Origin of the sequence: Tardiphaga sp. 172_B4_N1_3 (genome assembly GCF_052076035.1) — a bacterium.
Taxonomy (GTDB): domain Bacteria; phylum Pseudomonadota; class Alphaproteobacteria; order Rhizobiales; family Xanthobacteraceae; genus Tardiphaga; species Tardiphaga robiniae.
In genome coordinates, this window is the sequence record NZ_CP197238.1 from 5640289 (window position 1) to 5665446 (window position 25158).

Sequence of the window (25158 nt, forward strand, 5' to 3'; positions counted from 1 at the left end):
AATGGATCTCACAATCATCTCGACCTTTCGCTGCAATTCGAAATGCCAGATGTGCTATATCTGGCAGAATCCAACGGACCCGCGCGAAGAGGTTTCCCTCGAGACGCTGTCGAGGCTGCCGTCCGGCTTCGACAATCTCAACGTCTCTGGCGGCGAGCCGACGCTCCGGAAGGATCTGGGTGAGCTGGCTGATCTACTGTATCCAAAGGCGCGGGTGCTCGAGATCTCATCGAACGGGCTACATCCCGAGCGTCTCGTCCCGATCATCAAGAAATACCCTAACATCAAGGTGCGTTTCTCGGTCGAAGGCGATCAGAAAACGAGCGATGCCATCCGCGGCGAGAAAGGGGGATACGACACCAAGGTCGCCGGGCTGCGCATGCTGAAAGAGGCGGGCGGAACCGATCTCGGCTTCGCCATGGTCATTCAGGACGAAAATGTCGATCAGCTGGTGGACGTGTATGAGTTTGCCCGCAGGGAGGGCTACGAGCTGGCGACCTCCACGCTGCACAATGCGTGGCAGTTCTACAAGAACGACAATTACTTCTATGATCGCCGCGCGGTCGCCCGCAAGGTCGAAGGTCTGGTCGAGGCCCTGCTGAAGAGCTCGAAGCCGAAGAACTGGTTCCGCGCCTATCTGAATCTCGGTCTGATCGAGAAAATCCTCGGGCACGACCGCTTGATTCCCTGCAGCGCAGGCAAGGACTTCGCCTTCATTGATCCGTGGTCCGATGTCTGGGCATGTAATGTCCGGTCGGATCTGCCGCTCGGCAATCTGGCGCGGCAATCATGGGACGAGATCATGAACAGCGAACAAGCCCGTCAGACAATGCGCAAAGTCGCGAGCTGCTCGCAAAATTGCTGGATGGTGACCACGGCGCGCACGGCGATGCGCTCGCGCATCGTGCCGCAAATGCCGAAGCAGGAACCGTTGATGTGGGTCCTGAAGAACAAGGCGAAGGTCTCGATGGGCAAGAAGATCTGCTTCGACAGCTACATCGATTATAGCGACGCAAAGCCGTCGCCGATGATCAATCGACCGTCATTTCTGAATCAGACCGTCAAGGCGAAGCTCGTCAAGGGACGAGTGACGGCGGACGAACACTACCCGCTAAAATCATTCATCAATGACTAGGTGCGAGGAGGGATTGCTGTGAGTAGAAGCAAGATCTACACGTTCGGTTTTCGCGGGTTTCCGGAGGTGCAGGGCGGCATCGAGAACCATGTCGAGAATCTCGCTCCGCGCCTCGTCAGGCTTGGTCACGACGTCACCGCATGTGTGCGGTCCCCATATATGGAAAAGAAGAAGGGCAAGTTTGCAGGCGTCAGGATTCTGCGGCTGTGGACAGTGCGTAACGTGCGTCTCGAGACGTTGCTGCATTCGATGATCTGCGCGGTCGTGGCTGCGACGCGGCGGCCGCACATCGTTCATATCCATGGTATCGGTCCCGCGATCGTGACGCCGCTGCTGCGCCTTTTCGGGCTTCGTGTCGTCGTGACCCATCATGGAGAAGACTACAATCGGGAGAAATGGGGATGGGTGGCCCGCAACATTCTGCGTGCCGGCGAAGCGGTGGGGATGTATTTCTCACACAAGCGAATCGCCGTCAGCCACAGCATCGGAAAGTTGATCGAGGCGAAGTACGGTAAATCATGCGACGTCATCCCCAATGGCGTCGTCTTCTCGGAGTTGCCGCTCGATACTGACAAGATCCGGGAGCTCGGGCTGGAGCCGGGGCGCTACGTCCTGACCGTCGGGCGCCTCGTGCCGGAGAAGCGGCAACTGGATCTGCTGCATGCCTTTCGAGAGCTGAATGGCAGCGGGCTGAAGCTGGCGATTGTCGGGCGCATCGATCACAAGAATGATTATGCGGATCGCCTAGCGTCTGAAGCCAAGGAGCAGCCGGATGTCGTGATGGCAGGCTATCAGAGCGGTGAGACGCTGCGGCAGCTCTATGCCCATGCGGCACTGTTTGTGCTGCCGTCATCACATGAAGGACTGCCCATCGTCCTGCTCGAAGCGCTCAGCTATGGACTGCCGGTTCTGGTGAGCGATATCCCGTCCAATTGCGAGGTGGTGTCGGATCAATCGCGCATTTTCGAGGTGGGTAATTGTCAGGAACTCGGTGCCAAGATCACGGCACTGACGGCCACTGCCCAGGGCGCGGCGGAACGTGAGGCCGTGCGCCGTGAAAATGTTCGACGCTACGACTGGAATGACATCGCAACGAGAACATCCGACGTTTATCTCGCTGCCCTCGGTCAGAAGCGGCCGATCCAGCCATCCGCAACCATTCCGGAAGATCAGTTCGCGTTGCCATTGCGCAATCCGGAGATGCATCTGCCCATTCTGCTGACGTCCGACGTGGCCATGGTGCGCGCACGCGCGGAGGGGACGTTCACCGATCTGCAGCATCATTCTTGAGGAAGGTGGACGAGGGGCGTGGCGATCGAGGCGGGCTCGAGCCGTCTTGGCCATCGCCGTGGATCGGCGCCGTGATGGAGACGCAAATTCGACTGGTTGGGTGAGCCGATTATGCTAACATATTGCGGTCAGGGTGAGGCTCCAGGTCGACCTGACTGGGCATGCCGTTCGGCGCACCCAATTTGGGCTCCGGAACGAGTGACATCCTGGTGTCAGGTCTGGGAATGCAAGACAACGTCGCTTCGCTGTTGGAGCGACTGGCGTGCAGTGCGGACGTCTATGTCCGTGGCATGGTGGCGCGCGACGCGGTTTACATACCCCAGCATCTCAGGGCCGCAGTCGTCGAAGTCAGCGAAGGTCTGGCGGGCATCCTCGACGCGCTGTTCGGCATTCAGGCGCTCCACGATGACGCATTTGTGCTCAAGGCCCTCGCCCAATCGCCGCCCCCGCCCGGCGATATCAGAGAGATCGCACATCAGCGGGTTTTGACTACACATCTACGCTATCTGGAAGTCGTATTTTCTGCAGGTTTGCGGCGGCTCGCGGACGAGTTCAACGGATTCTTGCACGTAACTTCGGCGGATGAAGAGCCGATCGAGCTCGATCGCATTGTGGAGCGCGCGGGAGTGCGGTGGCTGGTTGCGGCACCCTCCGGCACGGCCGCGGCGTACGACGTTGCGCAAATGTGGCCGCCCGATCCGGAAATTGCGAGCCGAAGCCCGCGGGAGTGGCCACCATTGGCAGCCGTTTCCGATCGGGCGCGATCCGAACTGCTGCTGCGGGTGCAAGATCGATGCGAAGGCATGGAGGCGGTCCTTGCGATCATCACAGAAACGCACGGGCCTGCTCTTCTCGAACTGATCGAGCGGCACAATGTGATGATCCGGAATTTTGAACAGCAGATGCAGGGCTGACGCCGCCGATTGGTCCAGGCGATCGGGGCAGGAGGCCGGTCTTGAGTGCCGGAATGGAGCGCGCAGGAGCTTGGGCGGATGCTCATCACTCTTTGAGGGTGATGACAACTTCCAAAGCTTTTCCGATCTTGAGCGCCGCAGCGCGGTACCCACTCGCGACGGGATCGTCGGTTTGAGTAATCAAGCACTCCCACCCGCATGCGATTCGAAAAACGAAAATGTCGAGGTCAGTGGGCCATGGTCCGAACCGGCACACGACTTCTGATGCAATCGTTTGAATAATCTCGTTCGAGGTCATTACCGTCTTGCGCATGCGTTGCTCAAATCAACGGTCTCGTGACCGACGGTTAACAGAATAGATCGCTGCTGGCCCGTATCGGCCCATGGCGAACATCACCAGTAAGCCCGCATTCCCCAAATTCATCGGTCGTACTAACGTGCTCGTAGTCTGCTGACGTTCGCTATCGCTTCCGAAAGGCCGTGTGACCAGTGAAAAATTCCCTATATTATAATACAGCACCAAATTTGTATTAATCAAGCTGATGCCGTGAGGGCGTGTTCGAATATAGTACAACTCAGCCGCGTAATCTTGCGATTATCGTTCCTGCGCGAAGTAGATATTAGGCTTTCAGATGAGTAATAACCGTCAACCGAATTATCCCTCACCAACTCGGTCAACCGTGTCTTGCGCTCTGCGTAATTGGAAAAGCAGCCGGGCTACGGCGGCTGCGCAAGTATTCCGCCCTTGGAAGTACCCTTCACTCTGAGGCATATATGCAGGGCCTGTTAAGTTCGGTCTTGAACCTATGAAGGGTGTTAACCGTGCCCTATTGCGTGACTAGCTGGATGAACTCGGGCTGCGGCGGCATCGCATGTACCCCCATCCCGGGAAAGGACCCTTTATTCTGAGGGGTACATGCACTCAGCCTGCTAAGTCTGGTCCTACCTACGAAGGTTGGTAACCGTGCCGACGGCGTGAAGACGTGGAGTGACTTCGGGCTGCGGCGGCCCTGCGAACGTAAGGCCCAAAGCGCTACGCTGACATCGCCGCCCTTTGTAGTTTGAGCCTACTCATCAATTCTTTCTCGTAACGTTTGACCAGGGTCGTCCCGGCCCCCGTTGCGATCAAACTCAGCAGCGATTGTCCGTTTGGTACGGACGAGCGGCAGGAGGCCAAGCCGTTCAGGATCAAAGCATAAAGTTCAGGATCGGCCCTCTCGCTTGCACTCAGGAAATAGGGAACTTCGGTAATACTTCGTAGAACGTTCCATTGGCGCGTATTCATGTTGGCGGATGGCTGAACTATTGAAGCCTGGCAGTGAGCCGGAGCAGGCGGACCGTGTCGCTAGTGCGTTCAACGAGCATTTCATCGTGACTAAAAGCCGCCGATAATGGGACCTCGTTTGGCTGCGCATCAGCGCGTGGCCATGCGCAGCTCGCACGAGCAAGCGGAAATGATCGCGGCGATCGATAGAATGGCGCTAGGTAAAGCAGACGCGGCCCGACGCCACACGCATCTTGACGGTGACCCGCGCGATTCCGCCCAAACCGATTGCGTTGGCTCGCTGTGCGAGAAACCTGTCCCTAGGTACTGCACGGCATGAGCCTATGGCTGCAAAGCCCGAGCACGGTTTTGCTGTAATGCCGTGACTGCTGCATCCAGCGTTTTACGAGAGTTTCCGACCTCGCGAATTAGTTGGCTCGCCTGCTCTAGCGCGAGACCGTGCTTGAAGGCCAAGAAGTCGACGGTGTATCCGGAGTCAGAGGCTGTCTCCGCAACCTCTTCGCGGGCTGAAGCCGACGGTTTAACGTGCAATCGACTCGCAAAGCGGGATGCGGCCGCGTGACACGCAAAATATCCAGTCAGCAATTTTGTTTTACCCGTGGACCACTTGGCTTCGATCGCAAATTGATCGTCAGCTAGTTGGCGAACAGAATAGATAGGATCGCTGCTACCCATGAAAGCCCCCACCAGTTCACCGTAGAGTGCACTTTTAGAGCCACGTCGCCTGACCGGGAGGCGATCTTGCAGATGGCTAATTTCGGCTGGTTACCGGTACAGGAAGACGCTCTACCGTTCTGTGACATACTTCACACCAGGACATCGGGTCGCGTTCGGAACCGACCGGGTCTTCCGAGCGCCCTGAATCGCAATGGCGGGACCGGTCTATGATGATGCCGCCAGCAACGGCCAGCGCGATATCATCGGTGGGTCGCTACCCTTAACGACGACGCGAGTGCTTCGCGTCGTCGGCACCTGCGCTCTGCTTTTCGCACTCGGCGTTCTTGCCACCGCGCATGGGTGGGGCCTAGGCCTCGTAATGTTCAGCGGTCATAGCAGCATTGCCGCCGGTATCGTACTCTGTGCGTTGATCAGATATGTTCGGACGCACGCCCGCCGCCGCACGATTGAATACTGATCCAGAGTGCCACGCATGACAGCTTTTGGCGCAAAGCGGACGTCGTTCCGTCAAGGTGCGGACGCGTCCGAACCGATTCAATTCATAACGGCGTGGTGTGCGTGCGGGGAAAAGTCGCCGCGCGAGGCGCCCCGTCAGTCTGGATGTAGCGAACCAGTTCACTAAGACGGATCGATTGTCCCGTTGCAGTCGGATTTTGTCTATCGCTTTGTCTGCGCGCGCCCTCGTCAGGTCGCCGCATGCCCGATAAGTCTCAGTTTAAAGGCTGGGCTTCCGGAAGTTTCCACTTGCCGCTGACGATGGGCTGTTCAGGGCGATAAAGCCGTATGGTGTAGTTCCAGCCCTCAACGATCGGCAGGCAGTTCGGGATCTTGCCGTCACAGCCGCCGAACTGGACTTTGACCGAGCCGTCCGCATTTTTCTTCGCGGTGATGTTGTTGATCGAATAGGCATTGTAGGCGTTTTTCTCGAAGAAGCCTTTTGCGTTGTAGACGCTGATCGACCAGAAAGCCTTCACCGGCACGGTCTTCGGCACATCGAGGGTGTAGACCGTTTTGCCGTCGTTCTTCGCGGGAGTGAAACTCGGATACATGGCGTCCTTTTCCGGAATGCCACCCCAACCGGAGGCCGTGCCAATCAAGTGCTGGATCGGATCGACCTGGCCATGGGCTCCAAATGCACCGTGATACGACGTCTGATATTTTGCGAGCGCGAGCAGCGCATTGCGGATGTCGGTTAGCTTCTCCTGATCCCAGTTTGGAAGGTCCAGCGTGCCTGTCTTCTTCTGGCTGACCTTGATGGCATCCTGAAGTTTGTGTACCTCGGCGAGATCCTTTGGATCGTTGGGATCAACCAGCGTTCGGACAGCGACAAAGGCGTATCGCGTACCAACTGATTTCTGCGTCAGCGTCACCGGCTTCGTGCCATAGGCGACGATTGGCAGGTAGTGGTCCTGATCGACCACCATCATCGACATATAGCGCTTGCCCGTGTCGGGCAGCGAGAGCGTTACGGGCCCGCCAGCAAGATCAAACACCGCAAATGAGTACAGCGTATCCCGGTTCATTCGGATCACCGCTTGTTTGTCGATGGATACGGGCTCCCGCGAGTGCTGGAATTTGCCGAGCCCGCCGATGGCCGTTGCATTCACCGCGAGGTAGCGGTCGGTCTCGGCGCGGGCAAAATTATCGACGGTGACAGGCAGTTTGCCGTCCAGAGCCTGGGCGAACGCTCCTCCGGCCAGTGCGACCGAAGCCAATGCGAAACCAATCCCAACCGAGCGAAACATCGACATACCTCTTCATTCAATCTGACTGGCGACGCAGGGGCATTCCACAGGCGCGGCACCTTGAAGCTTAAATGCCATCCAAGCGATCAACGCGTAATCGGTAGGCACTGCCTCCGAGCGTTTCGAGCATCTCGGATCACTTGTCTTGCCATTTCGCGCCAATGGACATCCGACACCGCGTGGGGGGCGCTGGCTAGTTCTGCGTCAGATAAAGCGGCGTCCTGAACGTCAATTGATAAGACGGCAGCGGGATCCATTGGATCTGCACCATCAAACCGAACAAGCGATTGTCGTTGTCGTCCATTCGGTCGAGGTCAAGGCGTAGGACGGGCTGGGTAAAGGGCTGGATCAGCGTACGGTTCAGGAGTTCAACGCCGCCGAATGATTGCACGCCGACGCGCGCGGAAATTTTCCAGTTGCTTGGCCACTGGTAGTAGCCACCGGCATATCCGATCATACTCGGACGGACCTCCGCTGATGCGCTTTGGATCGCGACGCGGGTGTCTTGGAAGCCAAGGAGAAGCCCCCTCGTCTGATCCTCGTCCAATGCATAGTCGAACTCGATAACGTTGTTGAAATTCGTCGTCGCGAACGGCCCGCTCGGCAGTGATTGCGTGATGGTCGATTGCACGGTGATGGTGGGGAGCATGCCACCGTTTTGCTTATAGAGATCGGCCTGAAATCCGACATTCCAGCTCGCGATGTCGATATCCGTCCAGCCGCCGAGCGGCATCGTGTTGGCGTTCACTGAAACACCGCCATAGACCGACACCCGATCGTTCAGGTCGACCGTGAGCGGGATATCGACTGTGACCGCGTGCACCGCCGGCAGTTTTTTATGGGGCGGCACGGTCGATGGCGTGTGGCCGGCCGCAAGCGCGATCGCCCCCAGAACCGAAAACAGCGACGTGTTGCCGAAGCCTATTCCGATCGCACCGCCGGGGGCTGTCGCGTAGGTGGTTCGGAGATCCAGATAGACGCTTGGCGGGGTGAATTGAACCGCTTGATCGTTGTCGTCCTGGCCGAAGGCAGCATCGGTCACACCGATGCAAACGGCGCAAACCAGAAGCCATCCATAGATCGGTCGAAGACGTCTGCTGCTCAAGGTCGAGGCCCGCTTATTGCGTGGACAAGGCTGTTGTTTCGGCCGCACAAACCGGCGCAGCGCGCCTCGCCTTCGCTGCCTTTACCTCCACCTTCGCAGCTTTGAGGTCCGCAAGGAAGGCCGCGTTGGTCTGCAAGCGCGAGACGGTCGCTGCCCCCATGATGCGGCCCGCATCGACATCGCTCTGCCAATGCGCATCGCAGATCACGCGGCTCTGGCCGAAAGCGATGCCGCGCGTGAACAACTCATTGGAACGCTCGGGATTGATCTGCGCGAAGACGAGGGCCCATCCCCATCCCGCAGCCGTATGGCCTGACGGATAGGAGCCGTCCGTCCGCAGGATCGCTTCCTGATCCGTCCGGCATGTGGCTTCGTTGTGAACGACGAAGGGGCGGGTGCGGTTGTACTTGTTCTTCACGCCATAGGTCGACAGGCCGAAGTCGGACAGCATCTTCTGCATCATGGCATAGAGGCGCGGGGTCTGTTCCTTGTCGATCTTGATCCCCATCGCGCAGGAAAAATTATCGGCGGCCTGCGGGAAGGCAAGATCGGCGTCGGTGGAGGCCTGCTTCCAGCGGTCGGTGCCGCGCAGGGGGAGCGTTACCTTGCGTGCTTCTTCGTCCCTGGCGAGCGCGGCCGAATCCTTCTCGGGGGGCGGATCGAGCAGGACCAGGCTGTTCGGCAGGTCGGCCGGCTTCAGATAACCGGGCGCTATCTTGAAATGGGGATCGGTGACCTTCGATTGGGCTTCGTTCGATTGCGCGACGGCCTGCCCGCAAATCATAAGCAGCACGAAGATGGATGCGCCTGCGGATCGAACCAGATTTGCGGTCATGGATAGTCCCTATTTATTTCAAGAGTGCCGGGATCATCAGGCGACTGAGTTTCCTCGAATGCGGGTTCCCGTCATCTGACCGAGCCGCCCCTTAGAAGGTGAGTCAGAGCCGCCGATCAAAAGCGGTAGGTTGCTACAATGATCAGTGCTCTGAACATGGTTGCCACCTGACTTTTTCGGCACAACCAGTTGCCCCGTGAAAAAGCAATCGAAGCGGAGGCGGTAAAGATTGTGGTTCCAGTTTAATTGTCGGAATCCTTGGGAAGGCAGAAGCAAAGCCGGGCCGGTGCCGACGTTCCGTGGAGCGGATTGTTCGCGGATGCCGATGCCAGCGTCCGGCCCGATTGCCTCTGATCGACAGGCGAATCCTATCCGGTCATTTCGTGCAGACGAAGGCCAACCGTCTTGCCACTTCGCGCCAATCGCGACCGGTCAAGCCATTTAGCGATCTCTACCTCCCGCTGATGTGTGCTCCATAAACGGCGGCATTGAGTTCTTCGAAATTTGTGAGCCGGTGTGTCCTGACTGATATGCCCGTCATCAATCCTATCCATCGTTCCTCAGAACATCGACAAAGAACAAGCCTGGAGGCTTCCCAGTTGAAGGAGCTAGAATTTGGTTTTTATCGAGCGCCCATCGGCGAGCGCCATTACATTGGTATCCAACGCGACGGGCACAGACACGGTAAAGTATCCGGCAGTGCCTTCCATGCGGTTCACGGCATCGAATTCACGATAGATTTTCAGGCGCGTTGAAATCGGGAGCTTCCCGACCTCGAACGTGTATCCAATCGAGCCGCCGAGTGCGATGACACGACCTTCAAAGGCGCCCAGCCTCGCGCCTGTTCCGGAGTCCGCCGTCAGTTGCTGGTAATAGTAACCGACGAGCCCGAGCGTGAATTCCTTGGTGATGTATTTTGTTGCTGCCCATTCGAGGTGGAATTCATCGCCACTCTTGTAGTCGGTCGCCGTGTTGGTCTGGTTGAAGGTGACGCCCGCCGCGACGGAGAGATCCCAGCCAATGGCAGAATCTAGCCATGTGAAAGTGCCGAAGACGTCGAGCGCGGGTCTGTTCAGCGAGGCGTTCGACAGTTGACCGGCTACGTACGTTCCGGACGGGATCACACCACCGACGCCGAGCTGCCAGTGAAAATTGCCCGACTGCCACCCGACAAAGGACTGGAGAAAGAAGTCGCTGAGGTTAGCATTCTTGTCCGTCACGCCGACACCGATCGGCCCGAAGCGCGGCGAGTTCACCAGCAGATTTGCATTCACGCGCGGCTCACCAACGGGCACCGTCAACGAGAATGCGAGATTGCCGCCGAGAATCTTGGCAGGTGTAACCCAGAGTGTTGTTGGCAATTCGATCCAGCTCTGGGCCGAGACGTCTGCAACGAGAAGACCACCGGTCGGCAGAGTTCGACCGCCGCTGAGTTTGCCGTCGTAATAATAGAAGTCGTTCTGAAAGAAGACGCCAGGCGGCGGCGTAATGCCTGCGCCGGTTGCGTGTGACCCGAGGAGGGAGACACTTACGCCGCCTTCAGCTGCTATGACTGGCGTTTGTGACCAGCACAGCATGGCGCTGGCAGCGACCGTCATCGTCAAAGAGAAGCGCATCAACAAACTCCGCGTGGCAAAACAGCACAAATCAAAACTGGATCGACATACGCGCAAATCGATATTCGTCACACCGAATTCCCGCGCTACTTACATTATTCGCAGGGTGTTGCGTTTACATCGAAAAGCTACACCACGCTAAGGGACCCGATCTTGAATCGGGCCATTCCAGCACAAACGCATTCGCTCTGAGACGGGATGCGTCAAAAAAAGCTGGAGCGCTTTCCGATGGGAGCGCGCTCCAGCATTTTCAGGAACGTTGAGAACACCGTAGTAGTCACTGTTCGACGTGGATCGACAACAACGGCCTGCTGAAATAGCTCTCGGTCAGAGTGCGATCAGTAGCATCGGTTATAAATTCGGCCGTAGACGTCGACCGCCTGAACGCAAGAGGGTGGCACGGCTACGACGGCTGCACCCGCGACTGCTCCGCCCACGATGGCTCGGCGCGTCGTTCGCCGTGCTACGCCGGCGTAACTCAGGGGTGTGAGCGGAGCTCCGATGAGTGCCTCAGCCGAGGTCATGAAGGTACCGCCACGCGTGAGCGACGCCTGTTCGCTGACCGACAGACACAGGATGGCCACGCTCGTTCCGAGGGCGATCTTCAGCAGCTTGCTTTTCAATCCAGTCATTTTTTCTCTCCGCTGGGGCTGATTCCTGGGGGAATCTCATCGATATGGCCGAGATTCTGAATCTCGCGCTTCTTCATGTCTGCGCTCGGCTTGAAAGCGAATGTATCGGCAGTGGTGTCGGGGCTGGTTTTCCAGCTGCTAATTCGGAGCGTGTACTGAGGCGCGCCCGTCACCTTTTTGGTGGTGATGATGTATTTGCGCGGAATCGGCGTCGCGCCTGGTTCTATCCAGATCTGCCAGTCGGCATCCGGCGTACGGAAAGCCAAGTGTTCACACTCATGGCCATCGATGACGCCCCTGCCGATATGCTTGGCGTCATAGACTCCATCGATCAAGGCTGCATAGGAATTGGCGAGAAGAAGATCGGCACCCGGCGCCTCGATGCCGGACTTGTCACGAATGCTGTCGACGAGTTGATCAATCGTACCGGGGGCAGGCATCTGCCCGTAGACTTTGCGGGCACGATCAGAAACGGTGAAATTGGCGCCATCGTACACGAGCTCAACGTCGGCGTAGCCGCCGGTCCGTGTCACGCGGAGCTTGTCCGGCCGATGGAGGGTGAGTTGCCCGGAACTGGCAAACTGAATCTTCTGCATGTCCGGGGTCATGATCTCGATATCGGAATCATACGATATCGAAACATTCTTTTGATTCGCGATGTAGTCGGACATTGCGCGCAGGATCGATGCAGCATCATCCGCGTGGGCAGCGCCAGCTCCGATGCATGTCGCAGATAAACCCGACGCGATCAGGAGTGCGGCAACAGAGCGGATCGAACGGCGCGCCGCATTCAAGGGCGTTCTGGATTGGCTTTTCAAGAGATGATTCCTGTCAATTGTTAGTTAGCTGGGCCGACAAGTCGGAATGATGGGGGGACCAACATTCATTTGGCAGTGCGGACCTTTTCAGCCTTCAGAAGAACATCGATGGCCTTGATGATCGTCGTGCCTTGATTGGCCTTGCAGTAGACGATCAATTCGTGAATGCCTTCTCGAACTCTAGGCAAGTTGATGGAAGACTTCTTTCCGAGGCCATTGTACCAACCGCTGTACCAAACGCCGAGAAAGTTCGCGTCTTCCTGATACGTTCCGGCGAGCTGCGCGCAAGTCAGCTTCTGCACGTTGATGTAGCCATCCGCATCGGCATAGGCCTTCAATTCGGTTTGGGCTTGAGCCGAGCCCAGCGGTGCTGCGCACGCAACAGCAAGAGCAAAAGCAAGTTTCTTCATCATTGAGTTTTCCCTCGTGATTCAGGAGGCGTTATCTGCAGGGGTGGTGACGTTCGTTCTCGACCAGGAGCGGCGAACACCTTCGATCTCCGCTCCTGGCCGACGATGACTTGATGGGATCAAGCCACTCAGTTCAGATACTCAACCCGTAGACGGTTGATCTTTCCGTTGAACGCAAATGGTTTGCGGTCAAAATATGCGAACGAGACTGGCGAATAGCTGTCACGGCCGACGTCAAAAGCGTCATTGGCAGTAAACCCGAGCGAGGTTGAGCGAGGCACGCGGCCCTTGGCCACTTCCTTGCCGTTGACGCGGATGACGATGTCGAGAGGACCTGCGTGTACGCTGCTGGCCACGTGTGTTTCGACTTCGATCTTGACCGTTCCGGTCGGGAGCGGAGCGGTCGTATCGAGCCTTGTCCGTTCTATCTCGAACAGATTGTACTCAAAGCTGAGCTTGCCGTCTTCGACCCACAGCGAAATCCCTCCCGAGATCGCACCCAGTGCATAAAGCACGCCCTTCGAGTCCGGCTTCAGTTCTGCGTCGATGCTGACAAGGCTGCTTCGTGACCCGAGTTTCGGTGCGGTGAACTCCGGAACGGCAACGACTTCCTGCGTATAGTCGAACACCTTGGCCGGATTGGATGGCGCGTCTTCGGGATGGAAGACAACGGACCACAGGCCGCCGCCGACAGGATAGACCTTGTTGGCCTTCGCGTTTGCATCGAACGTCTTCTTCATCTCCTCGACTTTTTTGGGATTGGCAGACGCGATATCCTTCGCCTGCGAAAAGTCCTTTCGAAGATCGTAGAGTTCCCACACGTCGTTCTCAGGCGTCCATTGCGCGATCGCCGGATCGAGACCTGCCTTCCAGGGGATGCGCGGTCCAAACACGGAAGAAATCCACTCGTCCTTATAGATCGCGCGGCTGCCCATCACCTCGAAATACTGTTCTTTCTTCTGTCCGGGCGCGGTTGGCGCCCCGAAGGAGTAGACCATGCTGATGCCGTCGAGCGGATCCTGGGTGACGCCATCGACAAGATTCGGCGGAGTGATTTTCAGGATGTCGTAAATCGTCGGCACGATATCGTTGACATGATGAAACTGCGGATGCGGTGTCTTGTTCGGCTTGATCTTGCTTGGCCAGGAAACCGCCATCGGCGAGCGCGTCCCGCCGAAATGCGCGGCGATCAGTTTGGTGGACTGATAAGGCGTAGAGCCAGCCCAAGCCCAGCCGGCATGGTACATGTTATCGACCTTGGGCGATCCGAGCACATCCAGGCCGCCCAGCTCCTTCAGGGTGCGGAGGTGATCCTTCATCTCGGAAGCAATGCCATTCTGTGCCAGAAGTTCGCTGATGGTCCCGTTCTGACCTTCGGCGCTCGACCCGTTGTCGCCCCAGACGTAGAAGATGAGGGTGTTGTCACGAATGCCGAGTTCGTCGAGCGTATCGATCAGTCGACCGGCCTGGGCGTCCGCATGCTCGGTGTATCCGGCGAACACTTCCATGAGCCGACGCTGAAATGGCTTTTCCTCGTCGGGGATATCGGCCCATGCCGCAAGCGTTTTTGGCCGCGGCGTCAGCTCGGTGTCTTTCGGTATCCATCCGAGTTCTTTCTGACGGGCGAAGACGCGCTCGCGCATGACATCCCAGCCGTCGTCGAACTTGCCCTTATATTTGTCCGCCCAGTTCTTGAAAATGTGATGCGGACCATGGGAGGCGCCAGGGGTCCAGTACATGAAGAACGGACGATCCGGCGTCAGCGCATGGACCTGCTTGATCCATGAGACAGCCTTGTCGGTCATGTCCTCGGTGAAGTGATATTCTTTCTTGCCCGCGGATGGATCCAGGCGAACCGTGTTTTCAACGACCGCGGGCTCCCATTGGGAGGATTCCCCGGCAAGGAAGCCGTAGAAGTAGTCGAAACCAACGCCGCGCCCCGCTGGCCAGTTCGTATAGGGACCGACGGCCGTGGTCTCGTTCGCCGGCGTGTTGTGCCACTTCCCGAATGCACCCGTCGCATAGCCGTAATAGCCAAGCACTTTCGGCGCGGCCGCGGATGTCGCCGGGATGTGGCCGGAGTAGCCATCCCAATCATTTGCCAGTTCGGCGATCTGGCCAAACCCCACGCGGTGATGATTACGCCCGGTCAGCAACGCTGCGCGCGTTGGGGAGCACATCGCCGCATTGTGGAAGCGATTGTACGACACGCCGCCTTCGGCAACACGGCTCAACGTGTCTGTCTTGATCACGCCGCCATAGGTGCTGGGGAGTGCCGGACCAACGTCGTCGAGCATGATGACGACGATGTTCGGTGCATTGGCTGGAAGGCGCGATTGCGGCGGCACCGGGTTGTAGGTCGACCGCGCGATCGTCGGACCAGCCTTGCTTCCTGATGGCGTGGGCGGGAACGGCAGCGATTCCTGGGCGACAGCGGGCGTTCCCAACAACAGGAGAGTCGTGCTCACGCCCAACCAGCGTGTCCTGAGATGATTGTTAATAGGCTTATTCATTCGATTCTCCGTCTCGAACAATGCATCGGAACCCGACATGACTTGTCGAAGTATCGATTGCTTCCGGATGGCGAGCTGCAGGCCGATAGCGGCGGCAATAATTCGGGGCGCACAGATGCGAGCCGCCTTTGAGGACCTTCCGCGGTATTCTTATTTCGGGGAGACATGGATCGTAGCTGGCAGACTCAAGCCCCCCACGGGGATTCCTGGGTACACAGCAGGCCTTCGTCATGTCTACTTCGTGCTGCGAAGAGTACCAGTCAGATGTCCACTCCCAGACGTTTCCGATCATGTCGTAGAGACCGTATCCGTTGGGCGGAAAGGCTTTCACAGGTGACGTGCGGGCGTATCCGTCCTGGTTATGATTGACCGTCGGAAACGATCCTTGCCAGGTATTGGCCATATGTCGGCCAGCGGGGATTAACTCCGATCCCCATGCGAATTCGGCCTGTTCGAGACCGCCTCTGGCGGCGAACTCCCACTCGGCTTCTGTAGGAAGATCCTTGCCCTTCCATCGTGCATAGGCCAGCGCGTCCTGGTGGGTGACGTGGACGACGGGATGATCATCTCGTCCTTCGATGCTGCTAACCGGACCATAGGGACGACGCCAGTTGGCGCCCTCGAGAAACGACCACCACTGCGACCAGTCATCAAGACCGACACGCCCGGTCGGCTCGCGAAAAACCAGCGAGCCCGCATACAACATCTCCGGCATTATGCCGGGATAATCTTTTGGATCGGGCACGGATTCGGCAACCGTGGGATATCCGGTTGCGGCCACGAACTCGGCAAACTGAGTATTGGTGACAGGAGTCTCGTCAATGAAGAACCCATCGACACTGACGGGGTGAGCCGGCCTCTCTTCGGGGTAGTGCCGATCCGAACCCATCCAGAACGTTCCGGCACTCACGAAGATCATGCCGTCTCGTACACGCTCCGATCGCAAATCCGTCTGAGCCGTTTCTGCGCAGGTCAGCGTTCTCAATATGGTGGTTCCAGTTTACTTGCCGGATTCATTGTGAAGGTGGAAGCAAAGCCGGGCCGGTGCCGACGTTCCGTGGGCGGAATCTTGGGGGAGCCGGGGCCTGCGCCCGGCCCGGTTGCCTTCCGATCGACAGGTGCACCCTGTCCGGGTCATTTCGTGCAGACGAGGGCCGGCCGTCTTGCCACTTCGCGCCAATCGCGGCCGATCATGTCATTTGCAGGTGAATTCTTGCCGCATGCACACGACGCGGCGACCGTTGCAATTCGAGGCCGACAGGTGCCGGCAAGAGAACGGTGACATTCTCCGGGCTCACCAGTAGCGATTCGAATGAAATTGTGGCTGATGCAAAGTACCTACTGATGATCGCAACGAGACCCAATGGCCAACATCCCTTTGACGCGCTGCCAGTTTCTTCTGCCCTTCGTCGGTATTCTCGATGAGACCGGTGCGCCGACGAGTTCGCTTCTGACCAAGTTTCGGCTTCCGTCGTCTCTGGTCGACAAGAGCGATCTCTATGTCCCGCTGATGCCGGCCATCCGTTTCATGGAAACCGCCCGGAGAAGCCAGGGAATTGAAGAATTCGGCTTCTTGGCCAGCCAGCGGCTGCATTTCTCCCATATGCGCGAGAAAACGCGGGCCCTGATCGCGCACTCTCCGACATTGCTCGTTGCGCTGCGGCATGCCTGCACATGGGCGCCGCGGGAAGATACGATTCTGAGCATGTGGATCGAGCACGATGACGATCACGCGCGGATTTGCACCAGGCTCGCCGGGACAAACGGGCTCCTGCATATGGAGCATCTGCAATGGATCCAGAACATTTTCTCGATACACATCGTCCGGCAATTCGCGGGGCCGGACTGGATGCCGGCGACGATCGCGTTTGAGGCGCGCTACACGCCGCGGCCCGCAACGCAATCCTTGTGGCCCAATGTGCGGTTCCTGTCAGGCCAGCATGCGGCGTGGATCGACGTGCCGATCTCGTATCTCAGCCTCGCCAACCATCGGAAAGACGTGAGCCCAACGCCGCAAGCTCACGAGGACGGCCCTTCCGGCTACGACATCGTTGAGCTGCTGAAACTGATGCTGCCGTCCTATCTGGACGACGGAATTCCGGCTCTTGCTGAAGTCGCTGAAATGGCGGGCGTCAGCACACGCAGCTTTCAGCGCAAGCTCGCGCATGTCGGCCTGAGCTATTCTGATCTGCTCGACACCGTCAGATATGAGAATGCGAGCAAGCTTTTGCGTGACAGTAATTCCAAGATTATCGATATCGCATTTTCGTCCGGTTACTCGGATCCGGCACATTTCAGCCGCGCCTTCCGCCGAATTTCCGGTGTGACGCCGCGGCAGTTTCGCGAGCAATCGCGATCGGGATAAGGTGCATATTATCTGGGCGTTTCGCGCCCGAAGGATAATGGCAACGGCTATCATCAAAACGCGACCGACGCCCCGATTCCTATTTGGTCAGGAAAGATGCTTGTTTGCCTTCGGATTTTCTCGACCGTTAAGGTGATGGAAGCTCCGATCTGGCCCTTCAGCCACTGGACGAAAGTTCCCACCTTGCGTCTGAACCGCGGCGGCTGCCTGATTCACAGCGAACAATGTCCGGTACTGGCGCAAAGCGGACGCTGAATCTCTAGAGCGTCTGCCGCAAATGTGAGAAGACTGGGTCATAGCCGACCTGAGCTCCTCGACGAGATCGCTTAGCAGGTGCCTGGGGTCCTAGCCCTTCGCAGCGGGTGTCGGCGGCACCGGCAGAATAATCTCAGAGGCGACCTTCCAGTCATTCCCGACGCGAAGCCAATTAATGATCATCAGAAATGGCCTGGCTGTTCCATCCTGTCCCGCATATGAGACCGTAATGTTCATCGGCACATAGGATTCTGCTACGTCGCGCGTTAGGCCGACAATCTTGAGCTTCGAATAATCTGGCTCTAGCACGACGGGACCGGAGCTACCGATGTCATGCAGCTTTTGATCAATCGCTTGGTTGCCCCAAAAGCCGGCCCAGTTCCCCTCGGACGGGATCGCGCTCTTCGCCACCAACAGGGTGGAGGGCGATTGCCAAAACATCTCATGCAGAGCCTTGAAATCGTGGTTGTTGGCCAATTCCATGAGCCTGCCAAACTGCGATTTGATTGTGTTAAGGGTCGCGGCATCCAGTGGCTCAGCACTGACGGCGGGAGCAGCCGTGACGGCCATTGTCGAAAGAGCCGTCGCGATGAGGAGGGCAAGACGTTTCTTGTACATGTCGGAATGCTCTTCCAGGTTTAATGGCCATTCGTCTCGCTCGCGTCACGAAGTTGCGTTCTCGCGTTGCGCGATTGCCGCTTTGAGACGCTCACTTCCGCCGACCGAAACGTCATCGGGAAGTTTTAGCTTGCACATTCGCGCAGCAAGGTCGTGATTTTCGCATCGAGGTTGCGGGCGACGGCGAGTGCTTCTGCGTTGCCATATGGCAAGAGGTAGCTCTCCATTCTGTCATAGGAGAGATGCACGCCATCGGAACGTTCATCAATGAGGATTGTAACTGGAGCGTAAGATCCGGCATCGGATACGTGTTTGACCATTTCTTTCATGATGAGTGGATTTCCCACCAAAAATCGCATGCTGTTAGGCATCTTTGAACCGGTTTCACGACGCAGAACCGCGCCCAAGTCGAATTCAGCGAAAAGCATAAAGCCCGTGCGGCCGAGCCCGCTTTGCACAACGCGCTCCAACTCCGGGAAGGAATTTGCCGCCCTCGACGCCTTGAAAAATTCGACGATGTCGGGCTGCCCGACAGCCGACTTGAGCGCGGCCACAACGGCATCGAATGGCTTTGAGCTCGTAAGACTGAAACGTTCGACCTCGACTTTCTCTATTTTCATTTTATCCTCCGAAATAACTCTCATGGATAAAGTGCGTATGATCGCGTCGACCTCTCGCCGGGGATCATGCGGTCGCCCGTTACGCGTTCAGGAAAGTCCGGACGTGACTGACGAAGATCTCGTTGTGCTGAAACAGAGCGCCGTGGCCTGAATCGGGATAGAGGACCAACTGCGCGTTGCTGAGTTCTTTGAACATTGCATAGGCATTGTTTGCTGGAAGCATGGTGTCGTGGCTACCGCTGACCACAAGAGTGGGCTGACGAATCGCGTGCAGAATGGCGTGCTCGGGATCAGGTGTGGCGCACCAAGTGATCAGCGCCTCGGTCTGCGGATCGGTGACCGCGCTGCCGTTGTCGGTGTCCCTATTGTCCTTGCGCACCTGCGTCCGCTTCAGGAACGCCATGCCGGACGAGCGGCTGGCGGACGACGTCGTGAAGAACAGCGGCAGGCGGGGGTCCGGTGCATCGGTTTGGGAAAACGCGTCTTGTAGAACCGCTAACAGGTGTTCCTCTCCGCCTTTGGGCGAGGTCCCGACGAGGATGAGCTTGCGGACCAGACGTCCGTGCTCGGCAGCGATCTGCTGGGCGACGCATCCGCCGAGAGAAAAGCCCAGCAGGTCGACTTCGGAGATGCCAAGCGCGTTGATGAAGGCGACCGCGTCGCGTGCCATCGCCGCGACATTGTCGGGCGTCTGACCGGTCGAGCGACCGACTCCGGCGTTGTCGAAGGCGATCACAGGGCGATCGGCGGCGAGGACGTTGACGACGGCGGGATCCCACGCATCGATGTTGCCCGAGAAATGCTGCAGAAGCACCAGCGGCGTTCCGGTCGATGGGCCGAGGCGGCGATAGGCGAAGCGGATTCCGCTGCCTTCGATGTAGCGGGTGGGTGCCGTTTCAAGCGTGGCGTCCTCGCTCGTGATGTCGAGTGCAGTCATGTCATCCTCCGGATGCTTGGCATAAAGTAACAAGTGGGGGACCAGTGCAGCGCTCCCGGCACACATGCGCCGGGAGCGGTCTTGTCACTTCACCAGCGCGGCCTTTTCAATCACCGCCGCGACTTCCTTCGCATGAACAACGAGCGAAGCATGGCTGCCGGCGACTTCCGTCGTCTGAGCCTTCATCTTGCCGGCGAAAAACTTCTGGGCCTCGGGTGCGATCACCTTGTCCTTCGTGCTGATGACATAGAATGTCGGCTTGTCGCGCCAGGCTGCAATGTTGACGGGCGCCTCGAATGCAACGTGATTCAACGGAAGCTGCGAGTTAGCCAGGTGCGCGGCGATCTCCGGAGGAAGGTCGGCCGCAACGGCTGACGGAAACACCTTCGTATCGATGTAGAGGTTGCCCTTGTCGTCCGGATGAATCGCCGCACCACCTTCGGTCGCAGGACCGCTCTTGGCGAGATCCGCCAGAGATTGTCCCACGTCGGGCGCGAATGCGGAGACGTAGACGAGCGCCGAGATCTTGGGGTCGTTGCCGGCTTGCGTGATCACCACGCCGCCCCAGGAATGGCCGACGAGAACGGTCTTACCGTTCTGCTTCGCCAAGGCCTGTTTGGTGGCATCGACGTCAGCGGCAAGGGAGGTGAGCGGATTTTCGACGAGCGTGACGTTGTAGCCCTTCTTGGTGAGGATGTCGGCAACAGGCTGCCAACTCGTCTGGTCGACGAAAGCGCCATGGACGAGCACGATGTTGTGAGCGGCCCCCTTGGGCAGTTCGGCCGACTGGGCGGAGGCGGCAAATGCCGCTCCGGCCAAGAGGACGGCGGCGGTTGAAAGCAGAAGATTTCGCATGAATGGCTCCTGTTGGATGACGAACGACGCGAGGTCGGGGATGGCAGGCGATTCAGCAAAGTCGCGGATCATCCATCTGCCGCTTCGGAAATGGATGACTGCACGATGCGTCCGCGCGCTTCGGCAGGACCTAATATGAAGATGTGTCGGACGGTAGAGCCCAATCGTCCAAGTATTGCGTCGGATCGTCCGCGAGATTAGCATCGCCGCCATGGACATCCTCGCCGAAGTACTCGACCGCGTGCGCCTCGGGGGGACTTTGCTGTTCCACTTCGAGCTCGGCCATCCCTGGAATCTGGCGTTGCCACAACGCCCGTACGCCATGTTTCATTATATCAGTCGTGGCTCAGCGACCCTCGCGCTCGAACAGGGATCAGAACTCCGCATGAACGCGGGCGACTGTGTTGTCATCTCGCGGGGCGAGCCCCATGTGATTTATTCGGATCGCCGAACGACGCCATTTTCGGTTCTCGACTTCGATCGATCGGCCGCGGATCGTGGCGTCGTTCGTCACGGCGGCAACGCGCAGCCGCATGCGACGATGATCTGCGGCAAGTTCACCGTGGCGCGGCCCTCACGCGGCAGCGTGCTGGACTTACTCCCGCCCGTGCTTCTCCTGAAGCCCACGGAGGATGGCGCGTGGCTCGAGGCGATTCTGCGACGCATGGTGAGCGAGTCGGCATGTGAGCGTCCCGGCCAGGGCGTCGCGTTGTCACGACTAACAGAAGTGCTCTTCGTCGAGGTTCTGCGAAACTGGATCAAGTCGCTTGGTCCCGGAGAAGGCGGGTGGCTGGGCGCGATGGCGGACCCGCACATCGGACCGGCACTTCGGTTGATCCACGAACGACCGGATCGGCCCTGGACCCTCGATGACCTCGGGCAACGCGTGGGGTTAGGTCGCTCGGCGTTTTCGGCGCGCTTCACCAAGCTCGTCGGCCAGTCCATGTACCGCTATCTAATCGCGCGCCGGATGTCGGAGGCCGCATTCTTGCTTGAAACAAGCGACGAGGCGATCGCACGGATCGCGACCTCTGTCGGCTATGAGACCACTGCCGCGTTTTCAAAGCTCTTCCATCGACATCACGGCCTATCGCCTGGTCGTTACCGAGCAACGTTGCGCTCTGACGGCGACCGAAGGCAAGAGGACGTCCTGGAAGCAGAAGTCACTGATTGACCCGCGAGCTCGACAACAGGTTCGCGACCTGTTTGGCCGGCTTACAATGGGCACCAATTGGTCCATTGTATCACCAGTCAACATAAGACGTTGGGTCCAATCGGCTTTCAGTAGCGACGAAAATGCTGCTTGCTTAAACTCAGGATAATTCGGCTCTGATCGCAGCCGATCGTGTGAGCGAACCTCACCCTCGGTTCGGCTCACGCCCAAACTCTGTCTTGTCGGCGCTATCCGATGCGATAGGCTCCAGATTCATTTATCCTTTGAATGCCTGGTGGCTGCCAACATCGAGCCTGGCGATTGGACCACCGTCAGGACGGTGAGGAGCAGACCGCCGCCCAAGCGAGGCAGCGGTCTCCGATTCGGCCTGCTGCGGACTTCCTCATGGCTTGAGGAAAATGCGTACTGGAAGGCTGGTCGGCACGAGGCCGGTGGATACGTCGCTGCGCGGAACGTCACCTGCGAGCTCGAAGCGATCCACACGCTCGGCCAGAAGGGTAAATGCTTCCGTCATTTCCATCCGGGCGAGCGGCGCTCCGACGCAGGAATGTGAACCAAAGCCGAAGCTCATATGCGGACAGGGGCTTCGTTCGGCATTAAAGGTGCCAGAATCGGCGAAGACCTCGGGGTCGCGATTGACGGCCATCGCCATGACGGTGAGCGTTTCACCCTTCTTCACGGTCAGGCCGTCCAGCGCGGTGTCGTCGATCATCGCGCGTGCGAGGTTATGGGTAATGCCGGCAAAACGCATGCCCTCCTCGACAACGCGATGCGCGATGCCGGGATTGGCCTTGAGCTTTTCCCATTCCGACGGATGCGTGATGAGCGCATGCATGGTGTTGGCAAGCTGGCGGCGGGTCGTGTCCATGCCGGCGCGGGTGAGCTCCATGGCGATGCCGACAACCTCCAACTCCCGGTGCCCCTCCATCTCGCGAATCAGCTCGCTGAAGATATCGGTTCCGAGATTGTTGCGACGTTCGCGCAGCAGTTCGAGCAGGTAGGCTTCCAGCGACCGCCAGGCCTGCTCGATCTCGGCGAGCGTGTCGGGCGGATTGTAGATGTTGGTCCAGCGCGAACTGCTGCTCACCCAGCCGGACACCATCTCTATATCCGCGAGCGGCAAGCCCAACATCGGCGCGAGCACACGCGCCGGAAACGGGTGGAACAGATCGGCGACCAGGTCGCCCTCACCACGTTCGAGCAAAGGCTGCAGCAAGCCGAGAAACAGCTCCCTGATCCGCGGGCGAAGGGCGTCGATGACGCGCTCGCGCAGCACCTTGGTCAGCATCATGCGCAGCTTGACGTGCTCCGGCCCGTGCCGGGTCAGCAGCGGCTCTTTCGTGCGTTCCGCGAGATAGGGGCTTGTCTCCGCGGGAATATGGTAGACCGAGATCGGGATATCGAGTTGCAGCGCCGGGCGGGCCTCCTTGCGACGCAGGATGACATAGCCGCGGTCAGATTTTGCGTAGGGGCATTGTCTGGACAAGTCCTCGAGATACCCGATCGGATTGCTCTTGTATTCCTCGGCGCCGGCTTGAAACTCCGGCAGACTGTTTGCGTCCTTCATGTCGAATGGTCCTCTGAGTTGGAGGGGATTTTTGGGATGGCAAGGGACAGCAGGTCACGCGAACACCGTCAGTGCCGCGAAGAGATAGGCGGCGAGCAGGATGGTCGTCGACAGGCGAGCAATGCGGCGCGGATACAGAACGCGGTCGCGTTCGATGAGATAGTCGGCGTCATGGTGGTTCTGCGCAGTCATGTAGCATCCGATCCGGACGGTAGAGTTCAGGCAGCATCTCGAGATGGCGCGCGCGTCATCCCCGGCCACGGCGTTTCAGGCTTTGTCCCAATTTCTGCGGCGGCGCTGTCGGCGCAGGGCTTTCCTTCGCGGGCTTGCGCAGCCGTCGGAAATCCATCGTATTCTCGATGTGCGCGCGCATGGCGGTTGATGCCGCCTTTTCGTTGCGCGCCTCCAGGGCATCGAGCACCTGGCGGATTTCGGTGAATGCGCTGTTGACGCGTGTCGGCGAGCTCTTGCTCGCGGTTCTGATCCATCGGACCTTGTCGACGAGGTTCAGCAAGACGTTCGACAGCACCTTGTTTCCGGCGGCTTCGTAGATCGCCAGATGGAATTGCAGATCGAGTTCGAGATAGTCATCCATGCGTTCGGCGGATATCCGCTTGCCGAAACCGGCGAAGGCGCGGCGGAAATGCGCCATCTTCGCCTCGCTCATGCGCGTGGCGGCACGCCCAGCGAGATGAGCCTCGAGCAACATCCGCGCTTCGAGAATTTCGGTGATCTCGACGTCGGTCAAACCGCGCACGAATGTGCCGCTTTGCGGCGATATTTCGATCCAGCCTTCGCTCTGCAGCCGCGTGAAGGCTGTGCGCACCGGCGAACGGCCGCAGCCGAGTTCTTCCGCGATCCGCACCTCGGATAGCTTGTCGCCCGGCTTGTAGACGAGCTCGGTAATGCGCCGCTTGATTTCGCGGTGAATGAGGTTGGCGCGGTTGTCGGCATTGGTGAATGACGGGATCATGGCAGTGTCGCTTATGTCAGTTGGAATCGGATCGGATGTCCGGTTTGGCCCAGAACACGAAACGCAGGTGCAGATAGCGGATCAGCGAGTAGAGAACGATGCCCAGCAGTGCCAGGACCAGCAGCACGGCGAACATGCCCGAAATGTCCATATTGTAGTTGAGCTGCAGCAGGAGATTGCCGAGGCCGCGATCGGCGCCGATAAATTCGCCGACCAGCGCGCCGGTAATGCTGAGAACGATGCCAACATTGAGCCCGGCGAAGATGAAAGGCAGGGAATTCGGGAACACGACGATGCGGAATTGCTGCCAGGGCGACGCCACCAGCGACCGCATCAGGTCCAGCCTGTCGGCCTCGACCGTGGAGAAGCCGACAATCGCATTGATGAGAACCGGGAAGAACGAGATCACCGCGGCGATCAGGATCTTGGATTCGATGCCGATGCCGATCCAGATCACGATCAGCGGCGCCACCGCCACCTTCGGCAGCGCCTGCAGGCCGACCAGATATGGCATCAAGGCGCGCTCGATCAGCACCGACCGGGTAACGAGGAAGGCGAAGAAGATCGCGCTGGCTGCGCCCAGCACGAAGCCGCCGAGCGCCTCGTAGAGGGTGATCAAAAAATTCTCCAGCAGCAAACCGCGCACCTGAAGCTGCCACAGCGCGCGCATGACGGAGCTCGGAGTCGGCAACAGCAGTTTCGACACGCCAAGTGCGGCCGGGACGTATTCCCAGACCAGCAATATGATGAGGCCGGCGGCGACGGGTGGCCCGTATCGCTCCGACATGGTGGAGAGGCGATCCTTCATGGGCGAATCC

25 protein-coding genes are annotated in these 25158 nt (G+C 58.6%); 6 read left to right on the forward strand and 19 right to left on the reverse strand.

The window, feature by feature from the left end; genetic code table 11:
* Window position 1 precedes the first annotated feature (1 nt).
* The 3 genes from AB7783_RS26615 (at window position 2) to AB7783_RS26625 (ending at window position 3339) form a co-directional block, all read left to right on the forward strand.
* Window positions 2–1135: a radical SAM protein gene (locus tag AB7783_RS26615; protein WP_441279247.1), complete on the forward strand. Its 1134-nt coding sequence runs from the start codon at window positions 2–4 to the stop codon at window positions 1133–1135.
* A gap of 18 nt (window positions 1136–1153) precedes the next feature.
* The gene (locus AB7783_RS26620) at window positions 1154–2425 is read left to right on the forward strand and encodes a glycosyltransferase family 4 protein (RefSeq protein WP_441279248.1); all 1272 of its coding nucleotides are present in this window, start codon (window positions 1154–1156) and stop codon (window positions 2423–2425) included.
* Window positions 2426–2649: 224 nt separating this feature from the next.
* Window positions 2650–3339, forward strand: a complete 690-nt coding sequence (locus tag AB7783_RS26625; RefSeq protein WP_441279249.1) for a hypothetical protein — start codon at window positions 2650–2652, stop codon at window positions 3337–3339.
* An 85-nt stretch (window positions 3340–3424) separates the two neighbouring features.
* Here the strand turns inward: AB7783_RS26625 and AB7783_RS26630 are convergent, their stop codons facing one another.
* A complete protein-coding gene (locus AB7783_RS26630; RefSeq protein ID WP_441279250.1) occupies window positions 3425–3652 on the reverse strand; it encodes a hypothetical protein in 228 nt (75 codons plus the stop codon).
* A 1293-nt stretch (window positions 3653–4945) separates the two neighbouring features.
* Window positions 4946–5299 carry a hypothetical protein gene (locus AB7783_RS26635; protein WP_441279251.1) on the reverse strand — a complete coding sequence of 118 codons (354 nt, stop codon included), beginning with the start codon at window positions 5297–5299 and terminating at the stop codon, window positions 4946–4948.
* A 193-nt stretch (window positions 5300–5492) separates the two neighbouring features.
* Here AB7783_RS26635 and AB7783_RS26640 point away from each other — a divergent pair, with 193 nt between their 5' ends.
* On the forward strand, window positions 5493–5759 hold the full coding sequence (locus AB7783_RS26640) for a DUF3325 family protein (RefSeq protein WP_441279252.1): 267 nt from the start codon (window positions 5493–5495) through the stop codon (window positions 5757–5759).
* A gap of 253 nt (window positions 5760–6012) precedes the next feature.
* Here the strand turns inward: AB7783_RS26640 and AB7783_RS26645 are convergent, their stop codons facing one another.
* From AB7783_RS26645 to AB7783_RS26685, 9 genes are all read right to left on the reverse strand, one after another.
* Complete coding sequence (locus AB7783_RS26645; RefSeq protein ID WP_441279253.1) at window positions 6013–7053, reverse strand: DUF1254 domain-containing protein; 1041 nt, start codon at window positions 7051–7053, stop codon at window positions 6013–6015.
* A gap of 187 nt (window positions 7054–7240) precedes the next feature.
* Complete coding sequence (locus AB7783_RS26650; protein WP_441279254.1) at window positions 7241–8089, reverse strand: hypothetical protein; 849 nt, start codon at window positions 8087–8089, stop codon at window positions 7241–7243.
* 76 nt (window positions 8090–8165) lie between these two features.
* On the reverse strand, window positions 8166–8987 hold the full coding sequence (locus AB7783_RS26655) for an acid phosphatase (RefSeq protein ID WP_441279255.1): 822 nt from the start codon (window positions 8985–8987) through the stop codon (window positions 8166–8168).
* 608 nt (window positions 8988–9595) lie between these two features.
* Window positions 9596–10675: a SphA family protein gene (locus tag AB7783_RS26660; protein WP_441279256.1), complete on the reverse strand. Its 1080-nt coding sequence runs from the start codon at window positions 10673–10675 to the stop codon at window positions 9596–9598.
* Between the two features lie 266 nt (window positions 10676–10941).
* Window positions 10942–11235, reverse strand: coding sequence for a hypothetical protein (locus AB7783_RS26665; protein WP_441279257.1), 294 nt, complete (start codon window positions 11233–11235; stop codon window positions 10942–10944).
* A complete protein-coding gene (locus AB7783_RS26670; protein WP_441279258.1) occupies window positions 11232–12053 on the reverse strand; it encodes a DUF2092 domain-containing protein in 822 nt (273 codons plus the stop codon). Before AB7783_RS26670 ends, AB7783_RS26665 begins: the two co-directional genes overlap by 4 nt.
* A 65-nt stretch (window positions 12054–12118) precedes the next feature.
* The gene (locus AB7783_RS26675; RefSeq protein ID WP_089267559.1) at window positions 12119–12466 is read right to left on the reverse strand and encodes an HdeA/HdeB family chaperone; all 348 of its coding nucleotides are present in this window, start codon (window positions 12464–12466) and stop codon (window positions 12119–12121) included.
* Window positions 12467–12591: 125 nt separating this feature from the next.
* Window positions 12592–14976, reverse strand: coding sequence for an arylsulfatase (locus AB7783_RS26680; RefSeq protein ID WP_175365849.1), 2385 nt, complete (start codon window positions 14974–14976; stop codon window positions 12592–12594).
* Window positions 14969–15895 (reverse strand): formylglycine-generating enzyme family protein, encoded by a 927-nt coding sequence (locus AB7783_RS26685; protein ID WP_441279259.1) that lies wholly within the window; start codon window positions 15893–15895, stop codon window positions 14969–14971. Before AB7783_RS26685 ends, AB7783_RS26680 begins: the two co-directional genes overlap by 8 nt.
* Window positions 15896–16339: 444 nt before the next feature.
* Here AB7783_RS26685 and AB7783_RS26690 point away from each other — a divergent pair, with 444 nt between their 5' ends.
* Entirely contained in the window at window positions 16340–17341 is a 1002-nt protein-coding gene (locus AB7783_RS26690) for a helix-turn-helix domain-containing protein (protein ID WP_441279260.1), read from the forward strand.
* 345 nt (window positions 17342–17686) lie between these two features.
* Here the strand turns inward: AB7783_RS26690 and AB7783_RS26695 are convergent, their stop codons facing one another.
* From AB7783_RS26695 to AB7783_RS26710, 4 genes are all read right to left on the reverse strand, one after another.
* Window positions 17687–18214 carry a hypothetical protein gene (locus AB7783_RS26695; RefSeq protein WP_309942693.1) on the reverse strand — a complete coding sequence of 176 codons (528 nt, stop codon included), beginning with the start codon at window positions 18212–18214 and terminating at the stop codon, window positions 17687–17689.
* A 125-nt stretch (window positions 18215–18339) separates the two neighbouring features.
* Entirely contained in the window at window positions 18340–18834 is a 495-nt protein-coding gene (locus AB7783_RS26700) for a DUF302 domain-containing protein (protein WP_441279261.1), read from the reverse strand.
* A gap of 79 nt (window positions 18835–18913) precedes the next feature.
* On the reverse strand, window positions 18914–19771 hold the full coding sequence (locus AB7783_RS26705; RefSeq protein ID WP_441279262.1) for an alpha/beta fold hydrolase: 858 nt from the start codon (window positions 19769–19771) through the stop codon (window positions 18914–18916).
* An 84-nt stretch (window positions 19772–19855) separates the two neighbouring features.
* A complete protein-coding gene (locus AB7783_RS26710) occupies window positions 19856–20626 on the reverse strand; it encodes an alpha/beta hydrolase (RefSeq protein ID WP_441279770.1) in 771 nt (256 codons plus the stop codon).
* 211 nt (window positions 20627–20837) lie between these two features.
* Here AB7783_RS26710 and AB7783_RS26715 point away from each other — a divergent pair, with 211 nt between their 5' ends.
* Window positions 20838–21800, forward strand: a complete 963-nt coding sequence (locus tag AB7783_RS26715; protein ID WP_441279263.1) for a cupin domain-containing protein — start codon at window positions 20838–20840, stop codon at window positions 21798–21800.
* Window positions 21801–22182: 382 nt separating this feature from the next.
* Here the strand turns inward: AB7783_RS26715 and AB7783_RS26720 are convergent, their stop codons facing one another.
* From AB7783_RS26720 to AB7783_RS26735, 4 genes are read right to left on the reverse strand one after another with little or no spacing between them, the layout of a single operon-like run.
* Window positions 22183–23367 (reverse strand): cytochrome P450, encoded by a 1185-nt coding sequence (locus AB7783_RS26720; protein WP_441279264.1) that lies wholly within the window; start codon window positions 23365–23367, stop codon window positions 22183–22185.
* Window positions 23368–23421: 54 nt separating this feature from the next.
* A complete protein-coding gene (locus tag AB7783_RS26725; RefSeq protein ID WP_441279265.1) occupies window positions 23422–23559 on the reverse strand; it encodes a hypothetical protein in 138 nt (45 codons plus the stop codon).
* 55 nt (window positions 23560–23614) lie between these two features.
* Window positions 23615–24340 carry a GntR family transcriptional regulator gene (locus AB7783_RS26730; protein WP_441279266.1) on the reverse strand — a complete coding sequence of 242 codons (726 nt, stop codon included), beginning with the start codon at window positions 24338–24340 and terminating at the stop codon, window positions 23615–23617.
* Window positions 24341–24356: 16 nt separating this feature from the next.
* Window positions 24357–25148 (reverse strand): ABC transporter permease, encoded by a 792-nt coding sequence (locus AB7783_RS26735; RefSeq protein ID WP_441279267.1) that lies wholly within the window; start codon window positions 25146–25148, stop codon window positions 24357–24359.
* Window positions 25149–25158: the final 10 nt, after the last annotated feature.

Excerpts from the sequence above, each read along its gene's own strand:
- AB7783_RS26615 (WP_441279247.1), top strand. The coding sequence starts at position 2 with ATGGATCTCACAATCATCTCGACCTTTCGCTGCAATTCGAAATGCCAG.
- AB7783_RS26625 (WP_441279249.1), top strand. The coding sequence starts at position 2,650 with ATGCAAGACAACGTCGCTTCGCTGTTGGAGCGACTGGCGTGCAGTGCG.
- AB7783_RS26630 (WP_441279250.1), bottom strand. The coding sequence starts at position 3,652 with ATGCGCAAGACGGTAATGACCTCGAACGAGATTATTCAAACGATTGCA.
- AB7783_RS26635 (WP_441279251.1), bottom strand. The coding sequence starts at position 5,299 with ATGGGTAGCAGCGATCCTATCTATTCTGTTCGCCAACTAGCTGACGAT.
- AB7783_RS26640 (WP_441279252.1), top strand. The coding sequence starts at position 5,493 with ATGGCGGGACCGGTCTATGATGATGCCGCCAGCAACGGCCAGCGCGAT.
- AB7783_RS26645 (WP_441279253.1), bottom strand. The coding sequence starts at position 7,053 with ATGTCGATGTTTCGCTCGGTTGGGATTGGTTTCGCATTGGCTTCGGTC.
- AB7783_RS26655 (WP_441279255.1), bottom strand. The coding sequence starts at position 8,987 with ATGACCGCAAATCTGGTTCGATCCGCAGGCGCATCCATCTTCGTGCTG.
- AB7783_RS26665 (WP_441279257.1), bottom strand. The coding sequence starts at position 11,235 with ATGACTGGATTGAAAAGCAAGCTGCTGAAGATCGCCCTCGGAACGAGC.
- AB7783_RS26675 (WP_089267559.1), bottom strand. The coding sequence starts at position 12,466 with ATGATGAAGAAACTTGCTTTTGCTCTTGCTGTTGCGTGCGCAGCACCG.
- AB7783_RS26680 (WP_175365849.1), bottom strand. The coding sequence starts at position 14,976 with ATGAATAAGCCTATTAACAATCATCTCAGGACACGCTGGTTGGGCGTG.
- AB7783_RS26685 (WP_441279259.1), bottom strand. The coding sequence starts at position 15,895 with ATGATCTTCGTGAGTGCCGGAACGTTCTGGATGGGTTCGGATCGGCAC.
- AB7783_RS26690 (WP_441279260.1), top strand. The coding sequence starts at position 16,340 with ATGGCCAACATCCCTTTGACGCGCTGCCAGTTTCTTCTGCCCTTCGTC.
- AB7783_RS26695 (WP_309942693.1), bottom strand. The coding sequence starts at position 18,214 with ATGTACAAGAAACGTCTTGCCCTCCTCATCGCGACGGCTCTTTCGACA.
- AB7783_RS26700 (WP_441279261.1), bottom strand. The coding sequence starts at position 18,834 with ATGAAAATAGAGAAAGTCGAGGTCGAACGTTTCAGTCTTACGAGCTCA.
- AB7783_RS26705 (WP_441279262.1), bottom strand. The coding sequence starts at position 19,771 with ATGACTGCACTCGACATCACGAGCGAGGACGCCACGCTTGAAACGGCA.
- AB7783_RS26710 (WP_441279770.1), bottom strand. The coding sequence starts at position 20,626 with ATGCGAAATCTTCTGCTTTCAACCGCCGCCGTCCTCTTGGCCGGAGCG.
- AB7783_RS26715 (WP_441279263.1), top strand. The coding sequence starts at position 20,838 with ATGGACATCCTCGCCGAAGTACTCGACCGCGTGCGCCTCGGGGGGACT.
- AB7783_RS26720 (WP_441279264.1), bottom strand. The coding sequence starts at position 23,367 with ATGAAGGACGCAAACAGTCTGCCGGAGTTTCAAGCCGGCGCCGAGGAA.
- AB7783_RS26725 (WP_441279265.1), bottom strand. The coding sequence starts at position 23,559 with ATGACTGCGCAGAACCACCATGACGCCGACTATCTCATCGAACGCGAC.
- AB7783_RS26730 (WP_441279266.1), bottom strand. The coding sequence starts at position 24,340 with ATGATCCCGTCATTCACCAATGCCGACAACCGCGCCAACCTCATTCAC.
- AB7783_RS26735 (WP_441279267.1), bottom strand. The coding sequence starts at position 25,148 with ATGAAGGATCGCCTCTCCACCATGTCGGAGCGATACGGGCCACCCGTC.